This is a genomic window from Nocardia cyriacigeorgica (genome assembly GCF_010858045.1).
In the GTDB taxonomy this organism is placed as follows: domain Bacteria; phylum Actinomycetota; class Actinomycetes; order Mycobacteriales; family Mycobacteriaceae; genus Nocardia; species Nocardia cyriacigeorgica_E.
Map to the genome: position 1 here is coordinate 22,994 of NZ_JAAGVC010000027.1, position 24,433 is coordinate 47,426.

The 24,433-nt window shown below is 68.3% G+C and carries 17 protein-coding genes; 12 read left to right on the forward strand and 5 right to left on the reverse strand.

Annotation, left to right across the window (positions count from 1 at the left end; genetic code table 11):
* The first annotated feature begins 28 nt into the window (after positions 1–28).
* The gene (locus GV790_RS20510; RefSeq protein ID WP_163814979.1) at positions 29–4,939 is read left to right on the forward strand and encodes an NAD-glutamate dehydrogenase; all 4,911 of its coding nucleotides are present in this window, start codon (positions 29–31) and stop codon (positions 4,937–4,939) included.
* 78 nt (positions 4,940–5,017) lie between these two features.
* On the opposite strand, the gene GV790_RS20515 is transcribed toward GV790_RS20510, so the two are convergent.
* The gene (locus tag GV790_RS20515) at positions 5,018–6,109 is read right to left on the reverse strand and encodes an SPFH domain-containing protein (protein WP_163814981.1); all 1,092 of its coding nucleotides are present in this window, start codon (positions 6,107–6,109) and stop codon (positions 5,018–5,020) included.
* 213 nt (positions 6,110–6,322) lie between these two features.
* Between GV790_RS20515 and GV790_RS20520 the strand changes: the two genes are divergently transcribed.
* Positions 6,323–7,891: an amino acid permease gene (locus tag GV790_RS20520; protein ID WP_175585960.1), complete on the forward strand. Its 1,569-nt coding sequence runs from the start codon at positions 6,323–6,325 to the stop codon at positions 7,889–7,891.
* Between the two features lie 128 nt (positions 7,892–8,019).
* The gene (locus tag GV790_RS20525) at positions 8,020–10,401 is read left to right on the forward strand and encodes a serine/threonine-protein kinase (protein WP_163814982.1); all 2,382 of its coding nucleotides are present in this window, start codon (positions 8,020–8,022) and stop codon (positions 10,399–10,401) included.
* 10 nt (positions 10,402–10,411) lie between these two features.
* On the opposite strand, the gene GV790_RS20530 is transcribed toward GV790_RS20525, so the two are convergent.
* Positions 10,412–10,780, reverse strand: a complete 369-nt coding sequence (locus GV790_RS20530; RefSeq protein WP_163814984.1) for a DUF1707 SHOCT-like domain-containing protein — start codon at positions 10,778–10,780, stop codon at positions 10,412–10,414.
* Positions 10,781–10,931: 151 nt separating this feature from the next.
* On the opposite strand from GV790_RS20530, the gene GV790_RS20535 reads away from it, so the two are divergent.
* The 5 genes from GV790_RS20535 to GV790_RS20555 all read left to right on the forward strand — a co-directional run bounded on the left by GV790_RS20535 (position 10,932) and on the right by GV790_RS20555 (position 16,374).
* A complete protein-coding gene (locus GV790_RS20535; protein WP_163814986.1) occupies positions 10,932–11,228 on the forward strand; it encodes a WhiB family transcriptional regulator in 297 nt (98 codons plus the stop codon).
* Positions 11,229–11,289: 61 nt separating this feature from the next.
* A complete protein-coding gene (locus GV790_RS20540; protein WP_175585961.1) occupies positions 11,290–12,012 on the forward strand; it encodes a MerR family transcriptional regulator in 723 nt (240 codons plus the stop codon).
* A gap of 156 nt (positions 12,013–12,168) precedes the next feature.
* On the forward strand, positions 12,169–13,101 hold the full coding sequence (locus tag GV790_RS20545; RefSeq protein ID WP_163814988.1) for a hypothetical protein: 933 nt from the start codon (positions 12,169–12,171) through the stop codon (positions 13,099–13,101).
* A 148-nt stretch (positions 13,102–13,249) separates the two neighbouring features.
* Positions 13,250–13,819: a dihydrofolate reductase family protein gene (locus GV790_RS20550; protein WP_280210720.1), complete on the forward strand. Its 570-nt coding sequence runs from the start codon at positions 13,250–13,252 to the stop codon at positions 13,817–13,819.
* A gap of 95 nt (positions 13,820–13,914) precedes the next feature.
* On the forward strand, positions 13,915–16,374 hold the full coding sequence (locus tag GV790_RS20555; protein ID WP_218586446.1) for an ATP-binding protein: 2,460 nt from the start codon (positions 13,915–13,917) through the stop codon (positions 16,372–16,374).
* Between the two features lie 33 nt (positions 16,375–16,407).
* On the opposite strand, the gene GV790_RS20560 is transcribed toward GV790_RS20555, so the two are convergent.
* Entirely contained in the window at positions 16,408–16,758 is a 351-nt protein-coding gene (locus GV790_RS20560) for a hypothetical protein (RefSeq protein WP_163814992.1), read from the reverse strand.
* Positions 16,759–16,942: 184 nt separating this feature from the next.
* Here GV790_RS20560 and GV790_RS20565 point away from each other — a divergent pair, with 184 nt between their 5' ends.
* Positions 16,943–17,338 carry a DUF1801 domain-containing protein gene (locus tag GV790_RS20565; protein WP_163814994.1) on the forward strand — a complete coding sequence of 132 codons (396 nt, stop codon included), beginning with the start codon at positions 16,943–16,945 and terminating at the stop codon, positions 17,336–17,338.
* A 48-nt stretch (positions 17,339–17,386) separates the two neighbouring features.
* Here the strand turns inward: GV790_RS20565 and GV790_RS20570 are convergent, their stop codons facing one another.
* Together GV790_RS20570 and GV790_RS20575 are read right to left on the reverse strand one after the other, a co-directional pair.
* Positions 17,387–18,643, reverse strand: a complete 1,257-nt coding sequence (locus tag GV790_RS20570; protein WP_163814996.1) for a serine hydrolase domain-containing protein — start codon at positions 18,641–18,643, stop codon at positions 17,387–17,389.
* Positions 18,644–18,733: 90 nt separating this feature from the next.
* Entirely contained in the window at positions 18,734–21,226 is a 2,493-nt protein-coding gene (locus tag GV790_RS20575) for a phosphoketolase family protein (protein ID WP_178128166.1), read from the reverse strand.
* Between the two features lie 152 nt (positions 21,227–21,378).
* On the opposite strand from GV790_RS20575, the gene GV790_RS20580 reads away from it, so the two are divergent.
* From GV790_RS20580 to GV790_RS20590, 3 genes are all read left to right on the forward strand, one after another.
* Positions 21,379–21,963, forward strand: coding sequence for an FKBP-type peptidyl-prolyl cis-trans isomerase (locus GV790_RS20580; RefSeq protein WP_163814999.1), 585 nt, complete (start codon positions 21,379–21,381; stop codon positions 21,961–21,963).
* Between the two features lie 165 nt (positions 21,964–22,128).
* Positions 22,129–23,520: a trigger factor gene (gene tig / locus GV790_RS20585; protein ID WP_163815001.1), complete on the forward strand. Its 1,392-nt coding sequence runs from the start codon at positions 22,129–22,131 to the stop codon at positions 23,518–23,520.
* 294 nt (positions 23,521–23,814) lie between these two features.
* The gene (locus tag GV790_RS20590; RefSeq protein ID WP_036534548.1) at positions 23,815–24,402 is read left to right on the forward strand and encodes an ATP-dependent Clp protease proteolytic subunit; all 588 of its coding nucleotides are present in this window, start codon (positions 23,815–23,817) and stop codon (positions 24,400–24,402) included.
* The last annotated feature ends 31 nt before the right edge of the window (positions 24,403–24,433 follow it).

Consider the following 24,433-nt stretch of genomic DNA (forward strand, 5'->3'; position numbering starts at 1 on the left):
GTCAACGGTGACAACCACACAGAACGCGATGGATGCGACACAGTTCAGGGGTGATCCGACCGAGCTGGAACCGGCCTACTTCCGCTGGATCCGCCCGGATTCGACCGCCCTGACCATCACCGACCGCGCCGGGCACATCTTGCGCCACCACCTCGAGCTGGCCGCGCGGCGCGCGCCGGGGACCGTCTCCACCCGGGTCTACCGCGCCGACGACGAGTGCGGGCTCGGCCTGGCCATTCAGATCGTCAACGACGATATGCCGCTGCTGGTCGAGTCGGTCACCTCGGCGCTGCACCGGCTCGGCGCCACCGTCGCCGAGGTCGTGCACCCGGTCTTCGATGTCACCCGTGACGCAGCCGGCGAGCTGCGCGCGATCGCCCCGCGCGACGGCGACGGCGCCCGCCGCGACTACACCGACGCCCACAGCTATCCCGAATCGTGGATCCACGTCCAGCTCGATCCCGCGGTGAGCGCGGAAACCCTCGACCGCATCGAACAGGCGCTGCCGCAGGTCCTCAGCGATCTGCGTTCGGTCACCGACGACACACCGGCCATGGTCGCCTCGATGACCACGCTGGCCGATCGGCTCGATCGCACCGCCGAATGGTCCGACGACGCCGAGATCTCCGAATGCGCGCGGCTGCTGCGCTGGCTGGCCGACGGCCATTTCACCGTTCTCGGCTACAGCGATTACCGGATGCGCCGCACCAGCCCCACCCCCGACGCCGAATTCGGCATGTGGCCGGTGCCGGGGACCGGGCTCGGTGTGCTGCGCGACGGCTCCGGCGCCGAGATCCCGGTGCCGGTGCTCGGCGCCAAGCGCCCGGTGCTGCGGCTGACCAATGGCACGGTCGACTCGTTGATCCCGGGTTCGCCGGATCTGTACTTCATCAGCGTCGCCGAATACGCCACCACCGATCCGGGTGGCGCGGGTGCCTCCGGCGACACGGTCGCGGCGGTCAAGGGCGAGCACGTGTTCGTCGGCACCTTCACCGTGACCGGGCTGCACGAGAACATCCTCGATATCCCGGTGATCTCGCGGCGGGTGCATCAGGTCATCGAATGGGCCGGGTTCGAACTGAATTCGTTCTCTGGTCAGGCCATGCTCGAGGTGATGCAGACCTTCCCGCGGGTCGAGTTGTTCTCCACCGACGCGCGCAGGCTCTTCGACACCGTTTCGGCGGTCATGAATCTGGGTCTGCGCCGCCAGATCCGGCTGTTCCTGCGCCAGGACGGGCGCAGCGGCGCGATCTACTGCCTGGTCTACATGCCGCGTGACCGGTACTCCACCGAGGTCCGGCTACGGATGCAGGACATCCTGCTCGCGGAGTTCGGCGGCGACCAGATCAGTTATTCGGCGCGCGTCACCGAGTCCGAGCTGGCGGTCGTCTACTTCACGGTGCACCGGGCGCCGGGTACGGCAGCGGATCTGTCGGAGGCCAATCGCGAACGCGTGCAGGACATTCTGTTCGCCACCACGCGCACCTGGTCGGACCGCGTGGTCGCGGCCGCCGCAGGCGTCGCGGGCATTTCCCGTGCGGTCGCCACCGACTACGCCACCGCGTTCCCGGCGAGCTATCAGCAGGAATTCGGCGCCGATCGCGCGCTGACGGATCTGCGCAGGCTGGAGCGCCTCGGCGAGGGCGAGATCGATACCGCGCTCTACCGGCTCGCCGACGCGCCGGCGGGGGAGTGGCGGTTCACCCTCTACGTCGCCGGTGCGGGTGTGTCGCTGAGCCGGGTGCTGCCGGTGCTGCACAGCCTCGGCGTGGAAGTGGTCGACGAGCGGCCCTACCGGATCGCGCGCCAGGACGGCCCCCTGCGCTGGATCTACGATTTCGCGCTCCGGGTGCCCGCGGCGTTGCTGCGCGATTCGCTCGACCCCGATATGGGAGCCGATCTGCTCGATCCCGCCGCCGAGCAGGCCGCCGGTATCCGGCAGCGGTTCCCGGCCGCCTTCGCCGCGATGTGGTTCGGCGACGCCGAGGTCGACGGTCTCAATGAGCTGGTGCTTCGTGCCGGAATGCATTGGCGCCAGATCGCAGTGCTACGCGCCTACGCCAAGTACTTGCAGCAGGCCGGATTCGCCTACACCTTCGGCAATATCACCAGGGTGCTGCTGGCCCATCCGGCACTGGCGGCGGCGTTCATCGAACTGTTCGACGCCTATTTCGATCCCGATGCGGCCGGCGAGGAGTCCGCGAGCCGGGTCGAGGCGATCGCACAGCGGTTGCGCACGGAGATCGATGCGGTGGTGAGCCTGGATACCGACCGCATTCTGCGCGCCGTGCTCGAGCTGATCACCGCGACCCTGCGCACCAACTACTTCCGCCGCGACGAGCACGGTGAGCCGGCCGGCTACCTGTCGTTCAAGTTCGATCCGCAGGCCATCGCCGAATTGCCGCAGCCGCGGCCGCGTTTCGAGATTTTCGTGTATTCGCCGCGGGTAGAGGGTGTGCATCTGCGGTTCGGTGCGGTGGCGCGTGGTGGTTTGCGGTGGTCGGATCGGTTGGAGGATTTCCGGACCGAGATTTTGGGTTTGGTGAAGGCGCAGGCGGTGAAGAATGCGGTGATCGTGCCGGTGGGTGCCAAGGGTGGTTTCGTGGTGAAGCAGCCGCCTGCGGCCACCGGGGATGCGGGCGCGGATCGGCAGGCGATGATGGCCGAGGGTGTGGCCTGCTACCGCACCTTCATCTCCGGTTTGCTCGATCTCACCGACAACGTCGATCACACCAGCGGTGACGTGCTGCCGCCCGCCCGCGTGGTGCGGCGCGACGCCGATGACACCTATCTGGTGGTGGCCGCGGACAAGGGCACCGCGACCTTCTCCGATATCGCCAACGACGTCGCCAAGAGCTACGGCTTCTGGCTGGGCGACGCCTTCGCCTCCGGCGGCTCCGTCGGCTACGACCACAAGGCCATGGGTATTACCGCCCGGGGTGCGTGGGAGAGTGTGAAGCGGCATTTCCAGGAGATGGGGATCGATACGCAGGCCGAGGATTTCACGGTGGTGGGTATCGGTGATATGTCCGGTGATGTGTTCGGTAACGGCATGTTGTTGTCGGAGCACATTCGCCTGGTGGCGGCGTTCGATCATCGGCATATTTTCTTGGATCCGAATCCGGATGCGGTGTCGTCGTTTGCCGAGCGGCGGCGGATGTTCGAGTTGCCGCGGTCGTCGTGGGCCGATTACGACACGTCGCTGATCAGCGAAGGCGGCGGAGTGTACGACCGCTCCGCCAAGGCCGTTCCGGTCTCGGCGCAGGTGCGTGCGGCCCTCGGCCTGCCTGCGGGAGTGACCACGATGTCACCGCCGGAGATGATTCGCGCCATCCTGCAAGCGCCGGTGGATCTGCTGTGGAACGGTGGCATCGGCACCTACATCAAGGCCAGCACCGAATCTCACGCCGACGCGGGCGACAAATCCAATGACGCCGTCCGAGTGGACGCGAATCAGCTGCGCACCAAGGTGATCGGTGAGGGCGGCAATCTCGGAGCGACCGCGCTCGGACGGATCGAGTTCTGCCGTAACGGCGGCCGGATGAACACCGACGCGCTCGACAACTCCGCGGGCGTGGACTGCTCCGACCATGAGGTCAATATCAAGGTCCTGCTCGACGCGGTGGTCTCCGGCGGTGACCTGGAGGCGAGCGAACGCAACGAACTGCTGGCCGCGATGACCGACGAAGTCGCCGAACTGGTGCTGCGCGACAATATCTCGCAGAACTTCCGGATGGGCCTGTGCCGGGCCGAGGCCGCGGCCCGCAATGCAGTGCACCGCCGGTTGCTCACCGAACTCGAGACCCGCCGCGGCGTCGACCGCAGGCTCGAAGCACTGCCCAGCGACGCCGAGCTGGCCCGCCGGGCCGACGAGGGCGCCGGTCTCACCTCACCGGAACTGGCGAATGTGGTGGCCCATGTGAAGCTCTCGCTGAAGGCGGATGTGCTGGCAGGCGACCTGCCCGACAGTGCGGCGTTCGCGGCGATGCTGCCCGACTACTTCCCGACCCCGCTGCGGACCCGCTTCGACGCGGCCATCCGCAAACATCCGCTGCGCCGCGAGATCGTGGCCACCATGGTCGTCAACGATCTGGTCGATTACGGCGGCATCACCTACGCCTTCCGGCTGGCCGAGGAGGTGGGCGCCACCACCGACGACGCCGTGCGCGCCTTCTCCGCCGCGGTCGAGATCTTCGGCCTGCGGCAGGTCTGGCAGCGCATCCGCACCGCGCCCATCCCGTCCGCCGCGCGCGACGCGCTGGAATTGGAAACCGGCCGCACCCTGGAACGGGCTTCGCGCTGGCTGCTGCTGAACCGGCCGCAACCCATCGCCATCGGCGCCGACATCGCCCGCTACCGCGACGGCGTGACCGCGCTGGCCGGCCGGGTCTCGGACTGGCTGCCCGGCTACCTCGCCGACGACCTGACCGCTCGTTCGCAGCGCGCGGTCGCCCTCGGCGCCCCTCCGGAGCTGGCCACCGAGGTGTTCCGCCTGATCCACCTGTTCCCGCTGCTGGACGTGCTCGATATCGCCGATATCGCCGAACGCGACGCCGACGAGGTCGCGGTGCTCTACTTCGCCCTCAACGAGCATCTCGACATCGAGCGGCTCCTCACCGCCGTCGGCAACCTCGAACACGGCGACCGCTGGCCCACCCTGGCCCGCCTGGCCGTGCGCGACGACCTCTACGAATCGCTGCGGCTGCTCACCCTCGACGTATCCACCGCGACCGAACCCGACGACACCGTCGCCGAGAAGATCGAATACTGGGAGTCCACCAACCGCTCCCGCCTCGCCCGCGCAGCAGCGGCCCTCGGCGAGATCTTCGACTCCGGGACGTACGACCTGGCGACCCTGTCCGTCGCAGCGCGTCAAGTGCGCGGAATGGTCAGTGCCGGTGGGGAGTCGAGTGTGGTGACGGCCGGCGCTGCGAGCTGAGTTCGGTCTGGTTCGACGGCGGGGCCGGTGACTGGTGGTCACCGGCCCCGCCGTCGTCAGGCGCGCGGAGGCTCGTGGTCAGGGGCCGGCCGGTGTGCCACAGTCGCCACAGAATTTGGCGGTGGTGCTGAGTTCGGCGCCGCAGTTCGTGCAATGGCGTGGTTCGGTCGTCAGCCGTTGGCCGCAGTGCATACAGAAGCGGGCGGCCGACGGATTGTCCGCGGTGCAGGCCGGGCAGGTCTGGTGTGCCGGCGCGGCCGGGGCGGGCAATGCGGCTGGTGCGGCCGGTGGGGGAGCGGGCGGCATCGGCTGCGGCATCGGCGCGGGCGGTGGTGTGTGCTGGTTGATCGCATTCAAACCAAGGGCTGCGCCGAGGAATCCGGTGTCCGAGCCACCGCCGTGCGCGAACCCCTGGCTCGCGCCCAAGGCCAGCTCACCGGCTGCGTACTGGCGGAAATCGCCGGCCAGCTTGATGTAGGTGACGTCCTTGGCCAGCCGCTTGAGACGGTCGGCGTCCTCGGGGGCGAGGGTGATGTCGAAGTTGCCCATCCGCACGATGCGCAGGCCGTATTCGTAGAGGGTGATGTTGGTCTGCCGCAGCACCGCGGTCTCGATCGGCAGCAGGTGCGCCGACAGGCCGAGCACCGGCCATTCGCCGCGCGAAACGCCCTGCGTCACCGCGATCTTCATCGATTTCAGCAGCAGATCCGCACACCAGGAGTTCAGTGCGACCGGATCGGCGAGATCGGCGGTGCCGGCGAGGCCGGTGATCAACTGCCCGGGATCGCGCACGGCCAGCGCGAATTCACCGAAGACGCGCAGTGTCACCACCTGCTCGCTGATCGGATCGACGATATCGGCGAGCCGGCCGCCGAACTTGAGGCCGGGGAACTCGCGAGTGGAGACGAAATACAGCTCCGCCCGGTAGAAGTTCCCGCCGGACAGGGTGTCGACCAGTGCACCGAGCACGGGCAATTCGTCGGCGTCGACGCGATGGCGGCCCGGCCCCATGCTGGCGACCACCTGACCGGACTTGACGAACAGCGCGGTCTGATCGGCGTTGACGATGGCACGGCTGTAACGGCGGATATTGACATCGGGCCACTTGTAGACGAGTTGACCCGCCGCGGTGTCCGGCACCGCGATGAACTCCCGATCGAACCAAGCCATGGACGCTCCATCCGCGAGTGACAACAAATAACGTACCGCTTGGTATCGGCACGATCGTTCGGCTATGACCAGGGATTATGCGGTCCGGCGCGGCGATTTCTGAAAGTTCTTGGTTTCCAGTGTGTTACAGCGGGTAGATACCTATTGAACGTGCCGCTGTCTGACGGTACATTACCCATAGATATGATCGCCGCCACAGGAAAGGCCATCACCATGACCACTGTTCGACCTACCTCGGCGCCGGCTGCGGCCGCACTGCCCGAGCCGGGCGCGCCGGCGACGTCGGTCGACGCGCTGCACGCCGAGGACGCCGGCTACCACAAGTCGCTGCGCCCACGTCAGCTGCAGATGATCGCCATCGGTGGCGCCATCGGCACCGGGCTGTTCCTCGGTGCGGGCAGCCGGCTGGCCAGCGCCGGACCCGGCCTGTTCATCGTCTACGCCATCTGTGGCGTGTTCGTGTTCTTCATCCTGCGGGCCCTTGGTGAGCTGGTCCTGCATCGCCCGTCCTCCGGGTCGTTCGTCTCGTATGCCCGCGAGTTCTACGGCGAGAAGCTCGCCTTCGCGGTCGGGTGGATGTACTTCTTCCACTGGTGCATGACCGGGATCGTAGACATCACCGCCATCGCCACCTATGTCCATTACTGGGGAGCGTTCGAGGCGATACCACAATGGACGATCGCGCTGATCGCCCTGGTCCTGGTGGTCGCGATCAATATGGTGTCGGTGAAGTGGTTCGGTGAATTGGAGTTCTGGGCCGCGCTGATCAAGGTGGTCGCACTCGTCACCTTCCTGATCGTCGGCACGGTGTTCCTCGCGGGCCGGTTCGACATCAAGGGCCAGACCACGGGCCCGAGCCTGATCACCGACAATGGCGGGCTGTTCCCGACGGGTGTGTTGTCGCTGGTGCTGGTCACCACGGGTGTCGTGTTCGCCTACGCCGCGGTGGAACTGGTCGGCACGGCCGCCGGTGAGACGGAGAACCCGGAGAAGGTGATGCCGCGCGCCATCAACTCCGTCATCGCCCGGATCGCGCTGTTCTACGTCGGTTCGCTGGTGCTGCTCGCGCTGCTGCTGCCCTACACCGCCTACAAGTCCGGTGAGAGCCCGTTCGTCACCTTCTTCGCCAAGCTCGGCATCGACGGTGCCGGTTCGGTGATGAACCTGGTCGTGCTCACCGCGGCGTTCTCCAGCCTCAATGCCGGGCTGTACTCCACCGGCCGCATTCTGCGCTCGATGTCGATGAACGGCAGCGCGCCCACCATCGCCGCCCGGATGTCGAAGTCCGGTGTGCCGTACGTCGGCATCCTGGCCACCGGCGCGATCGCGCTGTTCGGCGTCGGCCTGAACGCGATGGTGCCGGAGAAGGCCTTCGAGATCGTGATCAACGTGTCGGCACTCGGCACCATCTTCGCCTGGGCCGCGATTGTGCTGTGCCAGTTGCAGCTGTGGCGCTGGTCGAAGCAGGGCAAGGTGGAGCGTCCGTCCTTCCGCCTCATCGGCGCGCCCTACACCAGCATCGCGACCCTGATGTTCCTGGTCGGCGTGGTCGTGTTGATGGCCTTCAGTGACGACGAGGTACAGCGCGGCGCGGTGATCGCGATGGGCGCCATCATGATCCCGGCGCTGGTCGGCGGCTGGTTCCTGGCCCGCGGAAAGGTACTGCAGCTCGCCCAGATCCGCGGTGGGCACACCGGCCAGTTCCCGGTGGTGGCCGAGCGCCCACCGCGCAAGGATGCCCGCGAAGCGGTGGTCATCCTGGAAAAGCCCGACGAACACTGAGTATCGCCGCTGCCCCGGACGCATAATCCGGGGCAGCGGTGTTCCCAGATCCGGGAACAGTGCCGACGCGCGATGGTCGTGCGGCGCACCAGAATAAGGCCTCGGTTCAACGGGTTCGAGGGGTTCATATGCCGGAACAGCCCAGCACATCCGACCAGCAACGCCTGCCCGCATGGGCCGATCGGCGCATGCGCGGAATGGAGGTGCCGCACCGCCTCGCTCCGCACTGGTCCACCCGAAGACTCAGTAAAGCCGAACTATCCCAGCGGGTTTCGCCGCCGCTGTCGGGCACCGGCGCCGCTGCCGGCGACAGCACCGAGCCGGCCGGACTCGACGATTTCGATCTGGCCGAACTCGACGAGCTGGAGTCGGGTTCGGGCCGCAACACACCGTCGCGGCCGAGCGTGCGCCGTCTCGGCGCCGGCCTCGTCGTGGTACCGCGGGTCACCGAGACCGACCCGCTCTCCGCGGTGCTGGAGAACCCGGAAGTTCCCGAGCACAAACGCTTCTGCTGGAACTGCCAGGATCCGGTCGGGCGCGCGACCACCGACGGGCCCGGCCCGGTCTCGGGCGAATGCCGTCGATGTCGTTCCCCGTTCAATTTCCGGCCCGCGCTGAGTCCCGGCGAACTCGTTGCCGACCAGTACGAGGTGCAAGGCTGCCTCGCGCACGGCGGACTCGGCTGGATCTACCTGGCCATCGACCGCAATGTCAGCGATCGCTGGGTAGTGCTCAAGGGCCTGCAGAATCCACTCGACTTCGAAGCGCACGTCGTCGCGCTCGCCGAACGGCAGTTCCTGTCCGAGGTGGCGTACCCGGGCGTGGTGAAGATCTTCAACTTCGTCAAGCACAAGTCCGCGCGCGAGGTGGCCGACGGCTACATCGTGATGGAGTACGTGGGCGGGCATTCGCTCAAGTCGATGCTCGACCGGGGCGCGCCCGAACGGATACCGGTCGCCGAAGCCATCGCCTACCTGATGGAAGTATTGCCCGCGCTGGACTATCTGCATTCCATCGGCCTGGCCTACAACGACCTCAAGCCCGACAACATCATGGTCGGCGACGACGAGGTCAAGCTCATCGACCTCGGTGCGGTGGCCGCGATGGAGTCCTACGGCAGTATCTACGGCACACCCGGCTATCAGGCCCCGGAGATCCTGCAGACCGGGCCGACGGTGGAATCCGACATCTACGCGGTGGGCCGGACGCTGGCGGCACTGCTGTTCGATCTGCCCACCGACTCCGAAGGCCACTATCTGCCCGGCATGCCCGCACCAGAGCAGCAGCCGATCCTGCGTCGCTATCCGTTCCTGCACCGGTTGCTGCTGCGCGCGACCGACCCGGACCCGCTGCGCCGTTTTCCGTCCGCCTACACCATGTATTGCCAGCTCGCGGGCGTGCTGCGGATGGTGCTGGCCGCCGACACCGGTCTGGAGCATCCGCAGGCCTCCACCGAATTCGGTTCGATGCGCGGTGATTTCGGAATCGACACGCTCATCGGCCAGACCGACGGCATGGTCGACGGCATGCACCGGATGCCCGCGGTGGACGCGGCCAGCGTCGTCGCGGCGCTGCCCATTCCGCTCATCGACAGCGAAGATCCCAGCGCCGAGCTGCTGGCCACGCTGCTGCACGGCGATCCGCGCCACATCCTCGACGTGCTCGAACGCACCACCGAACGGATCAGCGCAGGCACGATCGAGGCGCCCGAATCGTTCGACCTGGAGGGCCCGCTGACGGCGGTGCGCGCCCACCTGGATCTGGGGGAGGTGGGTCCGGCTCGCTCCCGGCTCGCCGAACTGCGACCGCGCTTCGGCAGGGATTGGCGCATCCAGTGGTATTCCGGCATCGCCGATCTGCTCGACGGCAGGTACGAGCAGGCCTACGCCTGCTTCGACGAGGTGCATACCGAGTTGCCGGGGGAGATCGCGCCCGCGCTGGCGTTGGCCGCCGCCGCCGAGTTGGTGTTGCAGCATCTCGAGGAGCCCGAGCACGCCGATCGCTGGCACAGCGCCGCCACCGAGTATCACCGGATGGTGTGGCGCACCAACCACGGCGTGGTGAGTGCCGCGTTCGGGTTGGCTCGCCGGCTGGCCGCCGATGGTGAACTGCTCGAAGCCGTCGGCGTGCTCGACCAGGTGCCTGTCGCATCGCGGCACCACGCTGTGGCGCGGATGACCGGATGCCTGCTGCTGGTGTCACGCCCGGTGGGCGAGATCATCGCCGAGGATCTGCGCGAGGCCGCCGAGCGGCTCGAGGCCCTGCCCGAAGAGCCGCGCACCCTGCAATTGCAGGTCATCGTGGTGGGCGCGGCGCTGGCATGGTTGCGCGCCGGCCATGCGGCGCCGACCCAGGGGCCGACACTGCTGGGATTCCCGTTCACCGAACCGGGTTTGGCGCGCGGGCTGGAAACCTGTCTGCGTGCTCTGGCGCGGACCGCACCCGATCGGTTGCACCGATACCGGCTGGTCGATCTCGCCAATCAGGTGCGGCCGCACAGCCGGTGGTGAACGGTGGCGGTCAGCCCTTCGCGCGCGGTAGACGTCGCAGGATCACCGCCGCGGCGGCGGCCGCCGCGATCGGCAGCAGCAACCACCACCAGCTACCGAATACCAGCGCGAGCACCACACCGAGCACGACGACCGTGCCCGCGCCGACCGCGGGTAGCGGGCTCGGCGGCGGGCCGAGCGGAGTGGAATCCGGCACGGCGCCGGGCAGATCGGTGAACAGCTCGGCCAGCTGTTCGGGCCGATCGGCCGCGGCCACGGCGGCGCTGCGGATCTCGAACTCGTCCAGGCTCAGCCTGCCGGTTCCCAGATGATGGGTGAGCTCACGCAGGGCGCGTTCGCGCTCGGCGACACTGATCCGAAGCCCCGGCGAATCGGTCATATCCGAAGAATAGGCGCGCGTTATCGCACGCCCGGCCACTCGAATTGCCATGGGCGGGAAGGCCACCGGGCGGCATTCGAGTGACGGTTCCCACATCTGGGGAGAATTTAGGCTGACACCGGCACGAACTCGCACCATGAGGAGTCCAGGTATGTCCACCGTGATCGAGCGCACCATCCCGGCCGCATACGCCTGGGAGTGGCAACTGCGCGGATCCTGCCGCGGGGTGGAATCGGCGGTGTTCTTCCACCCGGACGGTGAACGGGGCCGGGCCCGCGCCGCCCGGGTACGGCGGGCCAAACAGATCTGCGACAGCTGCCCGGTCCTGGCCCAATGCCGCAACTACGCGCTCGCCGTCAGCGAGCCGTACGGCATCTGGGGCGGCATGTCCGAAGACGAGCGCAGGGCGGCGTCGCGCCGCAGGCCCTGGGGTCATCAGGGCGCCTGAGCGGACGCGCCGCGCCCGCGCACGCCCGCTGCGACACGCCCGGATGTGGTTTCCTTGAGGTATGGCTGGGCGTGTGGAGTACACGATCGACGAGCTTGCTCGCGAGGCCGGCACCACGGTGCGCAGCCTGCGGGTCTACCACGAGCGCGGGGTGCTGCCACCGCCTCGGGTCAAGGGCCGCACCGGGTTCTACGGCGCCGAGCACCTGAACCGGGTCCGCACCATCAGCCGGCTGCTCGATCGTGGCATCAAACTCAACGGCATCAAGGAGCTGCTCGCGGCGTGGGATCGCGGTGACGATCTCGGCGACGTGCTCGGCGTGAGCGAAAGCTCGGCCGAACCCGCGGCGAGCGCCGCGACCGAGGACATCATCGCGGCGACCGAACTGGCCGAGCGCTACAGCGCGGTGCCCAACGGCCTGGCGCGTGTCGTCGCGGCCGGCCTGTACGAACCCGTCGACGCCAGCACCTATCGTCCGGCCGACCGCACACTCATCCGCGTCCTCGAACAGATGGAGGCGGCCGGGATTCCGGTCGACGACATGCTGGCCGAGCTGGAGAAACTGCGTACCGACGCCGATCGTGTCGCGCGCCGCTTCGTCGAACTGTTCCACCGCACGGTCTGGCAGGAGTACCAGCGGTCCGAGCGGTCCGCCGCGGATCGGGCGGAACTCACCGAGAGCCTCGACGTCGCCAAGGTTGTCCCCGGGCAAGTGACGGGGGAGCTGGTGAACCGGTTCGTCGCACGCTATTTCGACGAGGACACCGAACTCGCCGAGCTGTAGTGCCGCCCGGCGGTGCTGACCCCTGCTTCCACCTGCTGATTTCCCACCCCTGATAATTCCCCGCAATCTAATGCGCCGCCAACTAACGGTACATTGAGTGGCGACAACGATGGGGCTGTCCGTCAGGCCAGATCCCGATCAGCGAGGAACGGAGTGATGGCGATGCGAGCGTTCACAGGAACCCGGCGGACGCCGACATGGCTGGCGGGCGCCGCCATCGCGGCGGCACTCGCACTCACCCCCGCGGCCGTCGCGAGCTTGGCCGCGGCACCCGCCTCCGCGGTGGCGCCGGCATCCGCAGTGGGCTCGGGGCCGGCAGGGGTAGCCGGTGCGGGGGTCGAATTCGTCAGTGACACCGGGTTCGCCGGTGAGATCACCGATAGCGGGACCACGGCCGATAGTGGGACCACGGCCGATAGTGGGACCACGACCGATAGCGGGACCACGACCGATAGCGGGACCACGACCGACAGCGGGATCAGCACCGACAGCGGGATCAGCACCGACAGTGGTACCGGCGGTGGCCTCGGTGATGGAGGTATCGGCGGTGGACTCGGTGACGGCGGCGTCACCAGCGACAGCGGAGCCGGAAGCGGCTTCGGTGACGGCGGCATCGGCGGTGATGGTGGCTTCGGTGGCGGTCTGGGCGACGGAGGTGCCGGCGGCGGATTCGGCGGCAGTACACCCGATCCGGGCCTGCCCGGTCTTCCCGACCTGGGCGGGGACTCCGGGATCGGCACCCTCCCCGGCGGTGAGGCCCCGCAACTGCCCTCGCCCCCCGACCGCCCGGACACGCCTGACCTCGGTCAACCGGCGCCCGCCGATCCCATCCACCCGCACGACCCCAACGACGGCTGGCACAACGACCGCTGGCCGTTCCCCGACCCGGGCTATCCGCTCAGCCCCTTCTTCCCGAACACACCCACACCGCAATCGCACGACGACGCCGATCCGCCCTGCGCACCGTGGCAGCAGGGCGCGCACTGCGATACGGACCTGTTCGACGGCGGACCCGCACAGCCGGCGCCGCACATTCCCGGCCTGCCGTTCGGGCTGTCGCTGCCCAGCGGCAGTGCCGGCCTGCGGTAGTCCGCGTAGGCATAGCGCGCGCACGGCCGGCACCGTTTCTACCTAGGTAGATAGTCGCGCGCCTACCGATGCGCGCCGCCGCGGCCCGGAGCAACAATGCGCACTGTCGCACAGCTAGGGACAGTGAGGGTTGCCTGGAATGGGAAGCGTGACGTTATGGATGCAGATTTCGCTCGACGGCTTCGCCGAAGGGCCGGATGACGAGGTCCACTGGCCGGTCGTGGACGAGGAGCTGTGCGAATCGTCTCTGGACCAGTTGCGCCGCGCCGACCTGTTCCTCTACGGCCGCAAAACCTACGAGATCATGGCCTCGTTCTGGCCGACCGCCGATGCGGCGCCGGGGATCTCGCCGTTCTACCTGGATTTCGCCCGCTGCTGGAAGCAGAAGCCGAAGATCGTCTTCTCCCGCACCCTGCGCACCGCGCCGTGGAACACCAGCGTGATCGGCGACGACATGGTCGAGCAGGTGGCGGCACTGCGCGACCGGCCGGACTGCGACATGGTGCTGTTCGGCGGCGCGGAGACCGCATCCACCTTCATCCGGCACGATCTGGTCGACGAATACCGGTTGTTCGTCCATCCGATGTTGCTCGGCGGCGGAGTTCGGTTGTTCCACACCGGTCCCGAAGCCGCCGGGCTGCAACTGGTCGACGTGATGACCTTCGACAGCGCCGTGGTCGGCATGCACTATCAGCATGCGAGCCGCGCGACGAGCTGAACACGGTAGGCGGTCGGCGTGACAGTGGCCCCGTAGCGGCATCCTCCGGCGAAATTTTCTTCCGGCGCCCGGTCCATCGGCTAATTTACGTCCATATGGTCGTGTTACCGGTGTCCGACGGAGTGCTCTCCGAATCCGCTCACGAGTACCTCGGGGTGAGCGAATTCGTCGGGCGGACGGCCGAGTTGGCCCGGCTGGATGCCCTGCTGGCCGGTGACGCGCGGTTGATCAGCCTGGTCGGGCCCGGCGGAATCGGCAAGACCCGGCTCGCGGCCGAAGCCCTGCGTCGCATACCGCACGATCAGCGTCAACCGGTGTATTGGGCCAGGCTGGCCGAGGTCGAACGCGACGACCGGCTCGCCGACGAAGACGTGGTGCGCTCGGTGATGCGCACCGACGGCGCCGATCCGTCGGAGTGGGATCTGCTGATGAGCACCTTCACCGACGCCACGGCCTCCGACGAGCGGCGAATCCTGGTGCTGGACAACTGCGAGCACGTGCTCCGCAGCGTCGGCCGGGTGATCACGAAACTGCTGGCCACCGCGCCCGCGCTGACAATTCTCGCCACCAGCCGGGAACCGATCGGCTGGATCGACGAATACATCCTCACCGTGCCGCCGCTGGCCCCCGGCCAGTCGCTTGCCCTGTTGCGGCAGCGCGCCGAACGCACCGGACGCCCGATTCCCGACGATCCGGAGCAGATCGAGATCGCCGAACAGATCTGCCGCCACGTCGATCACAGCCCGCTGTTCGTCCGGCTGGCCGCGGCCCGGCTACGTCATCAGCCGCCGGCCATGGTGCTGGCCGAACTCACCGGCGATCTCGACGACAAGCGCATGCGCTGGTCACACGGTGTGCGGGTGGGCAACGAGCACCGCCATCGCGGCGTGTACGACGTCATCGCGTGGTCCTACGACCTGTGCGGGCCAGAGGAAAAGCTGCTGCTGGAACGACTGTCGGTGTTCGCGGCCGGATACGAGACCGACGGCGCGGACGCGGTGCGCAACGGTATCGAGCTCGCCGACGCCGTCGCGGTGTGCGCCGATCATCGGCTCTCGCCCGGCACCGTGGAGTATCTGCTGGAACGGCTGGCGGAACGCTCCCTGCTATCGACCCACCAGACCGCCGAATCGGTGCGGTGGTACCTGGTGGAGAGCGTGCGGGTGTTCGCACGGGATCGCCTGCAGCGCCGGGATCCGGCCGAGGCGATCCGCATGGCGGATCGGCACCGCTGCTACTACCGCGATCGAGTGGTGGTCGGGGCCGATGACTGGTTCGGGCCGCGCGAGTGGGCCTGGGTGCAGTGGGTGCGCACGGCCTGGGACAACATCCTGCTGGCCATCGACACCGGACTCGATGATCCGGAGACCGCCGTCGTCGCCTTGGAGATGGCCGCCGTCCTGCTCGCCACCTGGATCCCGTCGATCCGATGCGGGGGATGGGCGGTCACCCGGCTGACCGAGCGGGCGCTCGAGGCGGCGCAGACGTCCTCGCCGGCGGGCGTCAGGCATCGCATTCGCGCGTCGGCGATGCTGGCGTGGAATGCCATCTGGCAGGGCCGCAACGAATACGCGGCCCGGCTGCTCGACGAATGCGTGACGTTGTGCCGCACCGATGCGGTGACCGGCGTGCCGTGGCGCGAGACCATCGGCATCGATACCGGCCTGCCCGCTCCCGTCGAATGGACGTGGGGTCTCGAGCTGATGCTCGTCCGTCGCGACCCGCGAGCCGTCAGCGTGCTGGATCGGGCCCGCCGCAAATACGCGGAGGCCGGCGATCACGCAGGCGAGGAGGGCAGCGATATGTTCCTGGCCCTGTGCCGCGCTGCGCTCGGTTCCCGGGCCGCGGCGTTGCACAGTTCCGCGCGCTATCTGGAGCGTTCGATGAGCTCCGGCTCGAATCTGACCAAGGCGTGGGCGCAGATCACGCGATCGGTCGCGCTGGCGAAACACGGTCGCGCGCGGGAAGCGCTGGAACTGATCGACGCGCTGCCCGCGGATCTGCGGCGCACCAGCGACAGCTGGACCGCCACCTGGGCGGTCGCCGCGCGCATCATCGCCAAGACCCGGCTGCTGCAGGCCGAACGCGAGCGGCGCGCAGCGGTCGCGATGGCCACCGAGATCGCCCGCATGGTGGGAAGTTTCGAGGAATTCGACCGGACGATGGGCGTGGCGGTCGCGGCGCTGCCCCTGGTCGCTGCCGAATTGCGGCTGGCCATGGAGGCGTCGGCGGCCGCATTCGGCGAAGGCCAGTGGCGCGAAGACGGACCGGGGGAGCACCCGGCCCCGCCGCGCTCGCGCCTGTGGGACGCCCTGTCGCGGGCCGAACGTGATGTCGCCATCCTCGCTGCGGCCGGCTGGCCCAACAGCGCGATCGCCGGCCGGCGGCGCAGTTCGGTCCGCACCGTCGACGCGCAGGTGGCGGGTATTCGGCAGAAGCTGATGATCTCCTCCCGCAACGATATTGCCGCCCACGTGCCGCCCGAGCTGGCCGAACGGGTGCGTGCGGAGGCCGAACAACGACCGCAGCGCCCGCGGCGGACGCGCGGGCGCTGATTCGATCATCGTGGTCGGCGGTGCCTGCGGGATTTAGTCCGGGCCGCACTCGCCGTGGCAACGGCTGCTGTAGCCGGGCTTGTTGTCGGACTCGGTGTGGCTGGAGGAGTTGCGCAGTCCGCCGTGGTTGTGCGAGCCGTAACCGCGTCCCTGGCCGTATCCGCGGCTTTGACCGTAACCACGCCCGTGGCCGTGCCCGTGGCTGTCGCTGCCACGGCTGCTGTGGCTGTCGCCGCGCTGGCTGGAAGCCTTGGCGTCCGCGCCCGCGGGCATCGCGGCCGCGATCTGCGGCGCCACCGCGGCGGGTACGAGGGCCAGCGCGCCGGCGAGGGCGGTGGTGGCCAGGATCTTGCGGACCGTGCCCCGGTGGAAAGTGCTGCTCATGGTCTGCTCCGTTCGTTGTGCCAGTGCCCGCATCGGGTCGGCGGCTGGGCCTCGGCGCTGCCTGACCCAATCAATGTGTCGTTATATAACGGTACGATAGTCGATGTGACGCTGATTGCAGTACCGCTATTCCCGGGGCTGGGAAGTGCTGACCGGACTGTGCTGTGCGTGGTGTGATCGAGAGGTGACCTACCGAGTCGATCCGCGCGTGGATGACTACATCGACGCGCTGCCCGCCTGGCAGCAGCAGATCTGCCGGGAGGTGCGCGATCTCGTGCACGCGGCCGACCCGCAGGTGCAGGAGACGATCACGCGGACCGTCCAGCCGTATTTCGTGCTCGACGGCAATATCTGCGCGCTTCTAGCGGCACGATCGCATGTGAATGTTTTCCTCTATGACGGCGCGATCGTCCCCGACCCGGAGGGCATCATCACCGGCGGGCACGACAACAAGACCGCCCGCACCGTCGCGATCCATGAGGGCGAAACGCTGAACGCGCCCGCGCTGCTGGCCATGTTCCGGCAGATCATCGCCAACAACCGCGCTGGCGGCTGGCGCAAGCTCAAAGGCGAGCGCTGAGGCCGTTCGCTCTCGCGCTGAGGCCGTTCGCTCCGGCGGGCCGTCGGCTCAGCTCGCGGCAGCAGTCAGTTCCGCCGGGCCGCCACCATGCGCCGAACGCGCGGACCGCGCGGACCGCACCGCCGCGGCCGCGAGCATCGGCAGCCGTCCATCACCCAGCGACATGGCGTGATTGCCCAGTTGGTTGGTGACGAAGGCGATCGACAGCCCCAGACCGGGCATCGCCATCGCACCGGAGCCGCCGATGCCGTAGTGGCCGAGGGCGTGCCTGGTCAGGGTGGCCCCGACGATGCCGCGGTGATAGCCGAGCGCATGGTGCGGCGGGGCGCCGAGCACATAGTCGAAGCGGCTGTTGGCGGGCATCCTCGCGATCATCCTGGTGGTTTCGGGCTTCAGCAGCCGCCGATGGCCGACGCGTCCGTCATTGGCGATCGCGCCGTACATCGCGGCCAGTGCGCGCGCGGTGAACACGCCGTTCCAGCCGGGCATCATCGCCGTGTAGGGGCGCTCGGTCTGGCTCATCTCGGCCCAGCCGTCGTAGATCACTTCGCGCAGCGAGGTCAGCGGCCGCAGCGATCCGGTCAGACCGGTCAGCCGATCGAGTGGAACGCGGGCGATGTGCAGGCGCGGCGACAGCGGTGCGATGCGCGCCCGATGGTGGTCGGGTACGCCGAACCAGAGGTCGTCCTGCCCCAGCGGCTCGGCCAGTTCGGTGCGCACCAGCTGGGGGAACGGCAAGCCGGTCGCACGCTGGGCGATCTCGGCCACGAGCGTGCCGAACGTCAGCCCGTGATAGCCGGAGGCGCGCAGCCGCAGCGGATCGGGTGCCGCGGCGGCGAGCGCGGCGGCCAGGGTGTCGTGGTCGAGCATGCCGTCGGGATCGTCGAGGAGTCCGCGGGTGCGTTGCAGGCCGGCGCGATGGTTGAGCACCTCGCGGACGGTGATGGTGCCCTTGCCGTTGGCGGCGAACTCGGGCCAGTAGGTGGCGACCGGTTCGTCCAGCGCGAGCAGGCCGCGTTCGATCAGCCGGTGCGCCACCGTCGCGGCGACGCCCTTGCCGGTGGAGTAGGCCAGCGCCATGGTGTCGCCGCGCCAGCGCCGGCCCGGTGCGGCCCAGCCGCTCCAGATGTCGAGCACCGGCTCGCCGTCCAGGTAGACCGCGAGCGCCGCGCCACCGTGGCGGCGACGACGGACCATCGCGAAGAACTTCATGGCCACCGGCACGAAGCGGTCGTCGATGAGCATCTGCGAGAGGGGTGGGACGGACTCCTCGGCCCACGCGCCATCGGTCCCGGTAGCCGGCATGATCAGACTCCTTTGTCTGCGAAACGCCCCGGCCGCTTGCTGCTTGCTAGCAGTTGCAAGCGACCTTGCTACCGAATGTAACTCGTTTCATTACGTCGGGCAATGATCTGAGCCGTCGGGCCACGTCCACTGCGCCACCGCGGGAATGTCCTCCCCGTGCTCTCGGGTCCAGGCCCGGGCCCGCAGCCGTGCGTCCTGCAGCTGCTGGCGCAGGCCGCCGGCCTTCTCGCGCAGCCCCGGCACCCGGTCGATCACGTCGATGACCAGGTGATAGCGATCCATATCGTTGAGCATCACCATGTCGAACGGGGTGGTGGTGGTTCCGCGCTCCTTGTATCCGCGCACGTGCAGGCCCGAGTGGTTCGTGCGCCGGTAGGTGAGCCGATGGATGAGCCACGGGTAGCCGTGGAAGGCGAAGATCACCGGGCGATCGCGGGTGAACAGGGTGTCGAATTCGGAATCGGGAAGCCCGTGCGGATGTTCGGTGCTGGGCAACAGCCGCATCAGATCCACCACATTGATCACCCGCACCCGCAGATGCGGCAGGTGCTCGCGCAGGATGGCCGCGGCGGCCAGCGTCTCGAGGGTCGGCACGTCACCGGCACAGGCCAGCACCACATCCGGGGCGGCGCCGAGTTCGTCGTTGTTACCCGCCCACTCCCAGATACCGATCCCGCGCGCGCAATGCAGCGCCGCTGCCTCGACCGAAAGCCAATCGGCCTGTGGCTGTTTGCCCGCCACCACCACGTTCACGTAATGGCGCGAACGCAGGCAATGGTCGAACGTGGACAGCAGTGTGTTGGCGTCCGGCGGCAGGTACACCCGCACGATCTCGGGCTTCTTGTTCAGCACCACATCGAGAAAACCCGGGTCCTGATGGGTGAAGCCGTTGTGGTCCTGCCGCCAGACATGCGACGACAGCAGATAATTCAGGCTCGGGATCGGGCGCCGCCACGGCACCGCCGCGCTCGCGTCGAGCCATTTGGCGTGCTGATTGAACATGGCGTCGACGATGTGCACGAAGGCCTCGTAGCAGGTGAACACGCCGTGCCTGCCGGTGAGCAGATAGCCTTCGAGCAGCCCCTGGCACATGTGCTCGGACAGCACCTCGATCACCCTGCCCCGCCGGTCGAGCCCGACGTCGAACTCGTCGATCTCGGCCTGCCAGTTGCGTCCGGTGACCTCGAGGATGTCCTGTAAACGGTTGCTGGCCAGCTCATCCGGCGCGAAGGTCAGGAAGTTGTCCGGGTTGTGTGCGGTCACCTCGCGCAGCCAGCCGCCGAGTACCCGGGTGGCCTCGTGCTGGGTCGCGCCGGGCGCGGGCACCTCGACGCCGAAATCGCGCCAATCCGGCAACCGCAGATCGCGCACCTGCGCGCCGCCATTGCTCACCGGGTTCGCACTCATCCGCCGATCACCGGCGGGGACGAGATCCATCAACTCCGAGACGGGAGCCCCGGACTCGTCGAACAGCTCCGAGGGCCGATACGACCGCAACCACTCTTCGAGCACCCGCTGGTGGGCGTCGTCGGTGCGGGCCGCGGGCAGCGGGACCTGATGTGCGCGGAACGTGCCCTCCACGGGTTCGCCGTCCACCACCGGGGGACAGGTCCAGCCCTTGGGGGTGCGCAATACGATCATCGGCCAATGCGGGCGGGAACCGTCACCGTCGCCGCGCGCGGCCCGCTGGATCTGCGCGATCCGCTCCAGCGCGGTGTCCATCGCCTGCGCCATGGCCTGATGCACCCGTGCGGGATCGCGGCCGGACACCACCAGCGGCTCGTAGCCGTACCCACGCATCAGCGAGATCAACTCGGGCTCGGGGATCCGGGCCAGAATCGTCGGATTGGCGATCTTGTATTCGTTGAGCGCCAGAATCGGCAGCACCGCGCCGTCGCGGGCGGGGTTGAGGAACTTGTCGGCATGCCAGCTGCCCGCCAACGGCCCCGTCTCGGCCTCGCCGTCGCCGACCACGCAGAACACGGTGAGGTCCGGGTGATCCAGCGCGGCGCCGAAGGCGTGCAGCAGCGAGTATCCGAGCTCACCACCCTCGTGGAAGGAACCGGGCGTCTCCGGCGCGCAGTGGCTCGGCACCCCGCCGGGGAAAGAGAACTGCGCGAACAGCGCGCGCATGCCATCGACATCGCGCGGGACGTGGCTGTACAGCTCGGAATAGGTGCCCTCCAGCCACGCGCAGGCGTTCGGCCCCGGGCCGCCGTGACCGGGACCGGCGACGAACACCGCGTCGAGATCGCGGGCCAGGATGGCCCGATTGGCATGCACCCACACCAGATTCAGTCCGGGCACCGTGCCGAAATGGCCGAGCAGCCGGGGTTTGATGTGCTCGGCGCGCAGCGGTTCGCGCAGCAGCGGGTTGGCCATCAGATAGATCTGGCCCACCGACAGATAGTTCGCCGCCCGCCACCAGGCGTCCACGGCCGCGAGTTCGTCGGCGTCGAGTGGGCCGGGGGCGTCGGTGAGTCGATACGGGCTCGGCGCCACCGACCGGCCGCCGCGACCACCGACATTGTCGGCCGAGGTGTCCTCGGCGGCGGGATTGCCTTGTGAGCCAGGCTGTGCCATGGGCGATTCTCCTCACGTTCGTGCCACGCACCGGATGGAGATTCCCCGTCAGGCTACCGGCCGGACCCGTGCTGGGCCCAGGACTCGATCGGGGACCGGCAGGCGCGGGCTCGATCGGCAGCTGCCCGGCCGCGTCGATTAGGGTGCGCGGCATGCCTACCTCCGCCAGGACCATCGGTATCGCCACCCTCGCCGCGGCCGCCTTCGCGCTGTCGGCCTGCGGCTCCGACGACAGCTCCGACAGCGAGGCCGCGGCCACCGCCACGGCCGCGACGAGCGCGTACGCCGCGACCGGTGCGCCCACCCCGAAGCCGTCCACCGGCCGTGAATGCACCGCCGACGACATCGGCGTCACCGGCGGCTTCGGTGAGGCCCCCACCATCACCATCCCCGACGACTGCGATCCGCCGAAGCAGCTGATCGTCAAGGATCTCGTCGCGGGCTCCGGCCCGGGCGCGCAGCCCGGCCAGGAACTGAAGATGAACTACACGCTGGTCACCTGGTCGGACAAGCAGAAGCTCGACAGCTCCTTCGACCGTGGCGAACCGTTCGAACTGACCCTCGGCGCCGGTATGGTCATCCCCGGCTGGGATCAGGGCCTCGAAGGCGTCAACGAGGGCACCCGCAGGCTGCTGATCATTCCGCCCGACCTCGGCTACGGCATGGGTGGCAACGGCATCAAGCCGAACGAGACCCTGGTCTTCGTCACCGACGCGGTAGACGTACCGGACAACTGACCCCCGAGGTCCTCGCCCTGCCCGCGCCGCCGCTGCGGTAGCGCCGGGGGCGTTCGCGTGCCCGGATTGCAGGGCGTGCGCACCGGTCGACTAACCTTGCCTGGATGCGATCGGGGGGACACACCGACGTCAACGACCGATGAACTACGAACAAGGAGCATGTCCGTGAAGAGCACCGTCGAGCAGCTGAGCCCGACACGGGTCCGGATCAATGTCGAGGTGCCCTTCGAGGAGCTGAAGCCGGACTTCGACAAGGCCTACAAGGCGCTGGCCAAGCAGGTCCGTATCCCCGGCTTCCGCCCGGGCAAGGCGCCGGCCAAGCTGCTCGAGGCGCGCCTGGGCCGCGGCGCGATCCTGGAGCAGGTCGTCAACGACGTGCTCCCGGCCCGCTACAGCGAGGCCGTCACCACCTCCGAGGTGAAGGTCATCGGCCAGCCCGAAATCGAGATCACCAAGATCGAAGACGGCCAGGAGCTGGCGTTCACCGCCGAGGTCGACGTCCGCCCGGAGATCACCCTGCCCGACTACAGCACCATCGAGGTCACCGTCGACGCCATCACCGTCGACGATTCCGACATCGACGAGCAGCTGCAGTCGCTGCGTCAGCGCTTCGGCACCCTCACCGGCGTCGAGCGCCCGGTGCAGGAGGGCGACTTCATCTCCATCGACCTGTCGGCCACCGTCGACGGCGAGGACGTGCCGGAGGCCTCGACCACCGGCCTGTCCCACGAGGTCGGCTCCGGCCAGCTCATCGAGGGCCTGGACGAGGCCGTGATCGGCCTGTCCGCCGGTGAGTCCAAGGAGTTCACCTCCACCCTGGTGGCGGGCGAGCACGCGGGCAAGGAAGCCGTCATCACCGTCACCGTCGGTTCGGTCAAGGAGCGCGAGCTGCCCGAGGCCGACGACGAGTTCGCCCAGCTGGCCAGCGAATTCGACACCCTCGACGAGCTGAAGGCCGATCTGCGCGGCCGCGTGGAGCGGGTCAAGAAGGTCCAGCAGGCCGGCGACATCCGCGACAAGGTGCTCGAGCAGCTGCTCGACAAGGTCGAGGTGCCGCTGCCCGAGGCCGTGGTGAAGGCCGAGATCGACGCCGTCGAGCACGACGCCGTGCACGGCTTCGACCACGACGAGGCCAAGTTCGCCGAGGCGCTCGAGGCCCAGGGCTCCAGCCGCGAGGAGTTCGACAAGGACACCAAGGAGGCCGCCGAGAAGTCGGTGAAGACCCAGCTGCTGCTGGACGCCATCGCCGAGGCCGAGGGCACCCAGGTCGGCCAGGAGGAGCTCACCGAGCGCATCCTGTTCCAGGCCCAGCGCTACGGCATGTCGCCGGAGCAGTTCATCCAGCAGGTGCAGCAGGCCGGTCAGCTCGGCGCGGTGTTCGCCGACGTCCGCCGGGGCAAGGCGCTGGCCGGTGTGGTCGGTAAGGCCACCGTCACCGACTCCGCGGGCAACACCGTCGACACCACCGAAATGTTCGGTGCTCCGGAAGATTCGGCCGAGGAGAACACCGAGGCGGCCGCCGAGACCACCGAGGCCTCGGCCGACGCCGAGAAGTAAGCCGAATAGATATTGCGCTGTAAGCGAGCGAAGCGAGTGAACCGAAAACACAGCGCGCGGTCGCGCACAGTGCAATCGAGCGCCACCGAGATTGCGCTGTGAGCGAGCGAAGCGAGTGAACCAGAAGTACAGCGCGCGGTCGCGCACAGTGCAATCGAGCGCCAGCGAGATTGCGCTGTGAGCGAAGAAGGGCGGTACCGGGAGTTCGGTGCCGCCCTGCTTCGTTAATGTTTGTGTCAGCAACGAGCCGGCGAGAGAAGGCAGGTATCCGTGACAATCAACCAGGCAGGGGTCATGACATCCGCGACTGCTGGTCTCAACCTCAGTGATTCGGTGTACGAGCGCTTGCTCCGCGACCGCATCATCTTCCTGGGTACCCAGGTCGACGACGACATCGCCAACAAGCTGTGCGCGCAGATCCTGCTGCTGGCCGCCGAGGACCCGACCCGCGACATCTCGCTCTACATCAACTCGCCGGGCGGCTCGGTCAGCGCCGGTATGGCCATCTACGACACCATGCAGTACGCCGAGTGCGATATCGCGACCATCGCCTTCGGCCTGGCCGCATCGATGGGGCAGTTCCTGCTCACCGCGGGCACCAAGGGCAAGCGCTACGCGCTGCCGCACACCCGGATCATGATGCACCAGCCCTCGGCGGGCATCGGTGGTAGCGCCGCCGACATCTCGATCTACGCCGAGCAGCTCGCGCACACCAAGCGCGAACTCAACGAACTGCAGGCGCTGCACACCGGCCAGACGGTGGAGCAGGTTACCGCCGACGCCGACCGCGACCGCTGGTTCACCGCGAACCAGGCGCTCGAGTACGGCTTCATCGATCGCGTGATCAACAGCGCTCGCCAGGCGAACGGCGCCGGTAACTGAGCCGCGAATCAGCTCACCTCCCACCGACTTT

Bases quoted from the DNA above. Each gene is read 5' to 3' on its own strand.
- GV790_RS20520 (WP_175585960.1), top strand. From the start codon at position 6,323: ATGACCACTGTTCGACCTACCTCGGCGCCGGCTGCGGCCGCACTGCCC.
- GV790_RS20510 (WP_163814979.1), top strand. From the start codon at position 29: ATGGATGCGACACAGTTCAGGGGTGATCCGACCGAGCTGGAACCGGCC.
- GV790_RS20545 (WP_163814988.1), top strand. From the start codon at position 12,169: ATGGCGATGCGAGCGTTCACAGGAACCCGGCGGACGCCGACATGGCTG.
- GV790_RS20555 (WP_218586446.1), top strand. From the start codon at position 13,915: ATGGTCGTGTTACCGGTGTCCGACGGAGTGCTCTCCGAATCCGCTCAC.
- GV790_RS20525 (WP_163814982.1), top strand. From the start codon at position 8,020: ATGCCGGAACAGCCCAGCACATCCGACCAGCAACGCCTGCCCGCATGG.
- GV790_RS20580 (WP_163814999.1), top strand. From the start codon at position 21,379: ATGCCTACCTCCGCCAGGACCATCGGTATCGCCACCCTCGCCGCGGCC.
- GV790_RS20535 (WP_163814986.1), top strand. From the start codon at position 10,932: ATGTCCACCGTGATCGAGCGCACCATCCCGGCCGCATACGCCTGGGAG.
- GV790_RS20515 (WP_163814981.1), bottom strand. From the start codon at position 6,109: ATGGCTTGGTTCGATCGGGAGTTCATCGCGGTGCCGGACACCGCGGCG.
- GV790_RS20560 (WP_163814992.1), bottom strand. From the start codon at position 16,758: ATGAGCAGCACTTTCCACCGGGGCACGGTCCGCAAGATCCTGGCCACC.
- GV790_RS20530 (WP_163814984.1), bottom strand. From the start codon at position 10,780: ATGACCGATTCGCCGGGGCTTCGGATCAGTGTCGCCGAGCGCGAACGC.
- GV790_RS20590 (WP_036534548.1), top strand. From the start codon at position 23,815: ATGACATCCGCGACTGCTGGTCTCAACCTCAGTGATTCGGTGTACGAG.
- GV790_RS20575 (WP_178128166.1), bottom strand. From the start codon at position 21,226: ATGGCACAGCCTGGCTCACAAGGCAATCCCGCCGCCGAGGACACCTCG.
- GV790_RS20570 (WP_163814996.1), bottom strand. From the start codon at position 18,643: ATGCCGGCTACCGGGACCGATGGCGCGTGGGCCGAGGAGTCCGTCCCA.
- GV790_RS20540 (WP_175585961.1), top strand. From the start codon at position 11,290: ATGGCTGGGCGTGTGGAGTACACGATCGACGAGCTTGCTCGCGAGGCC.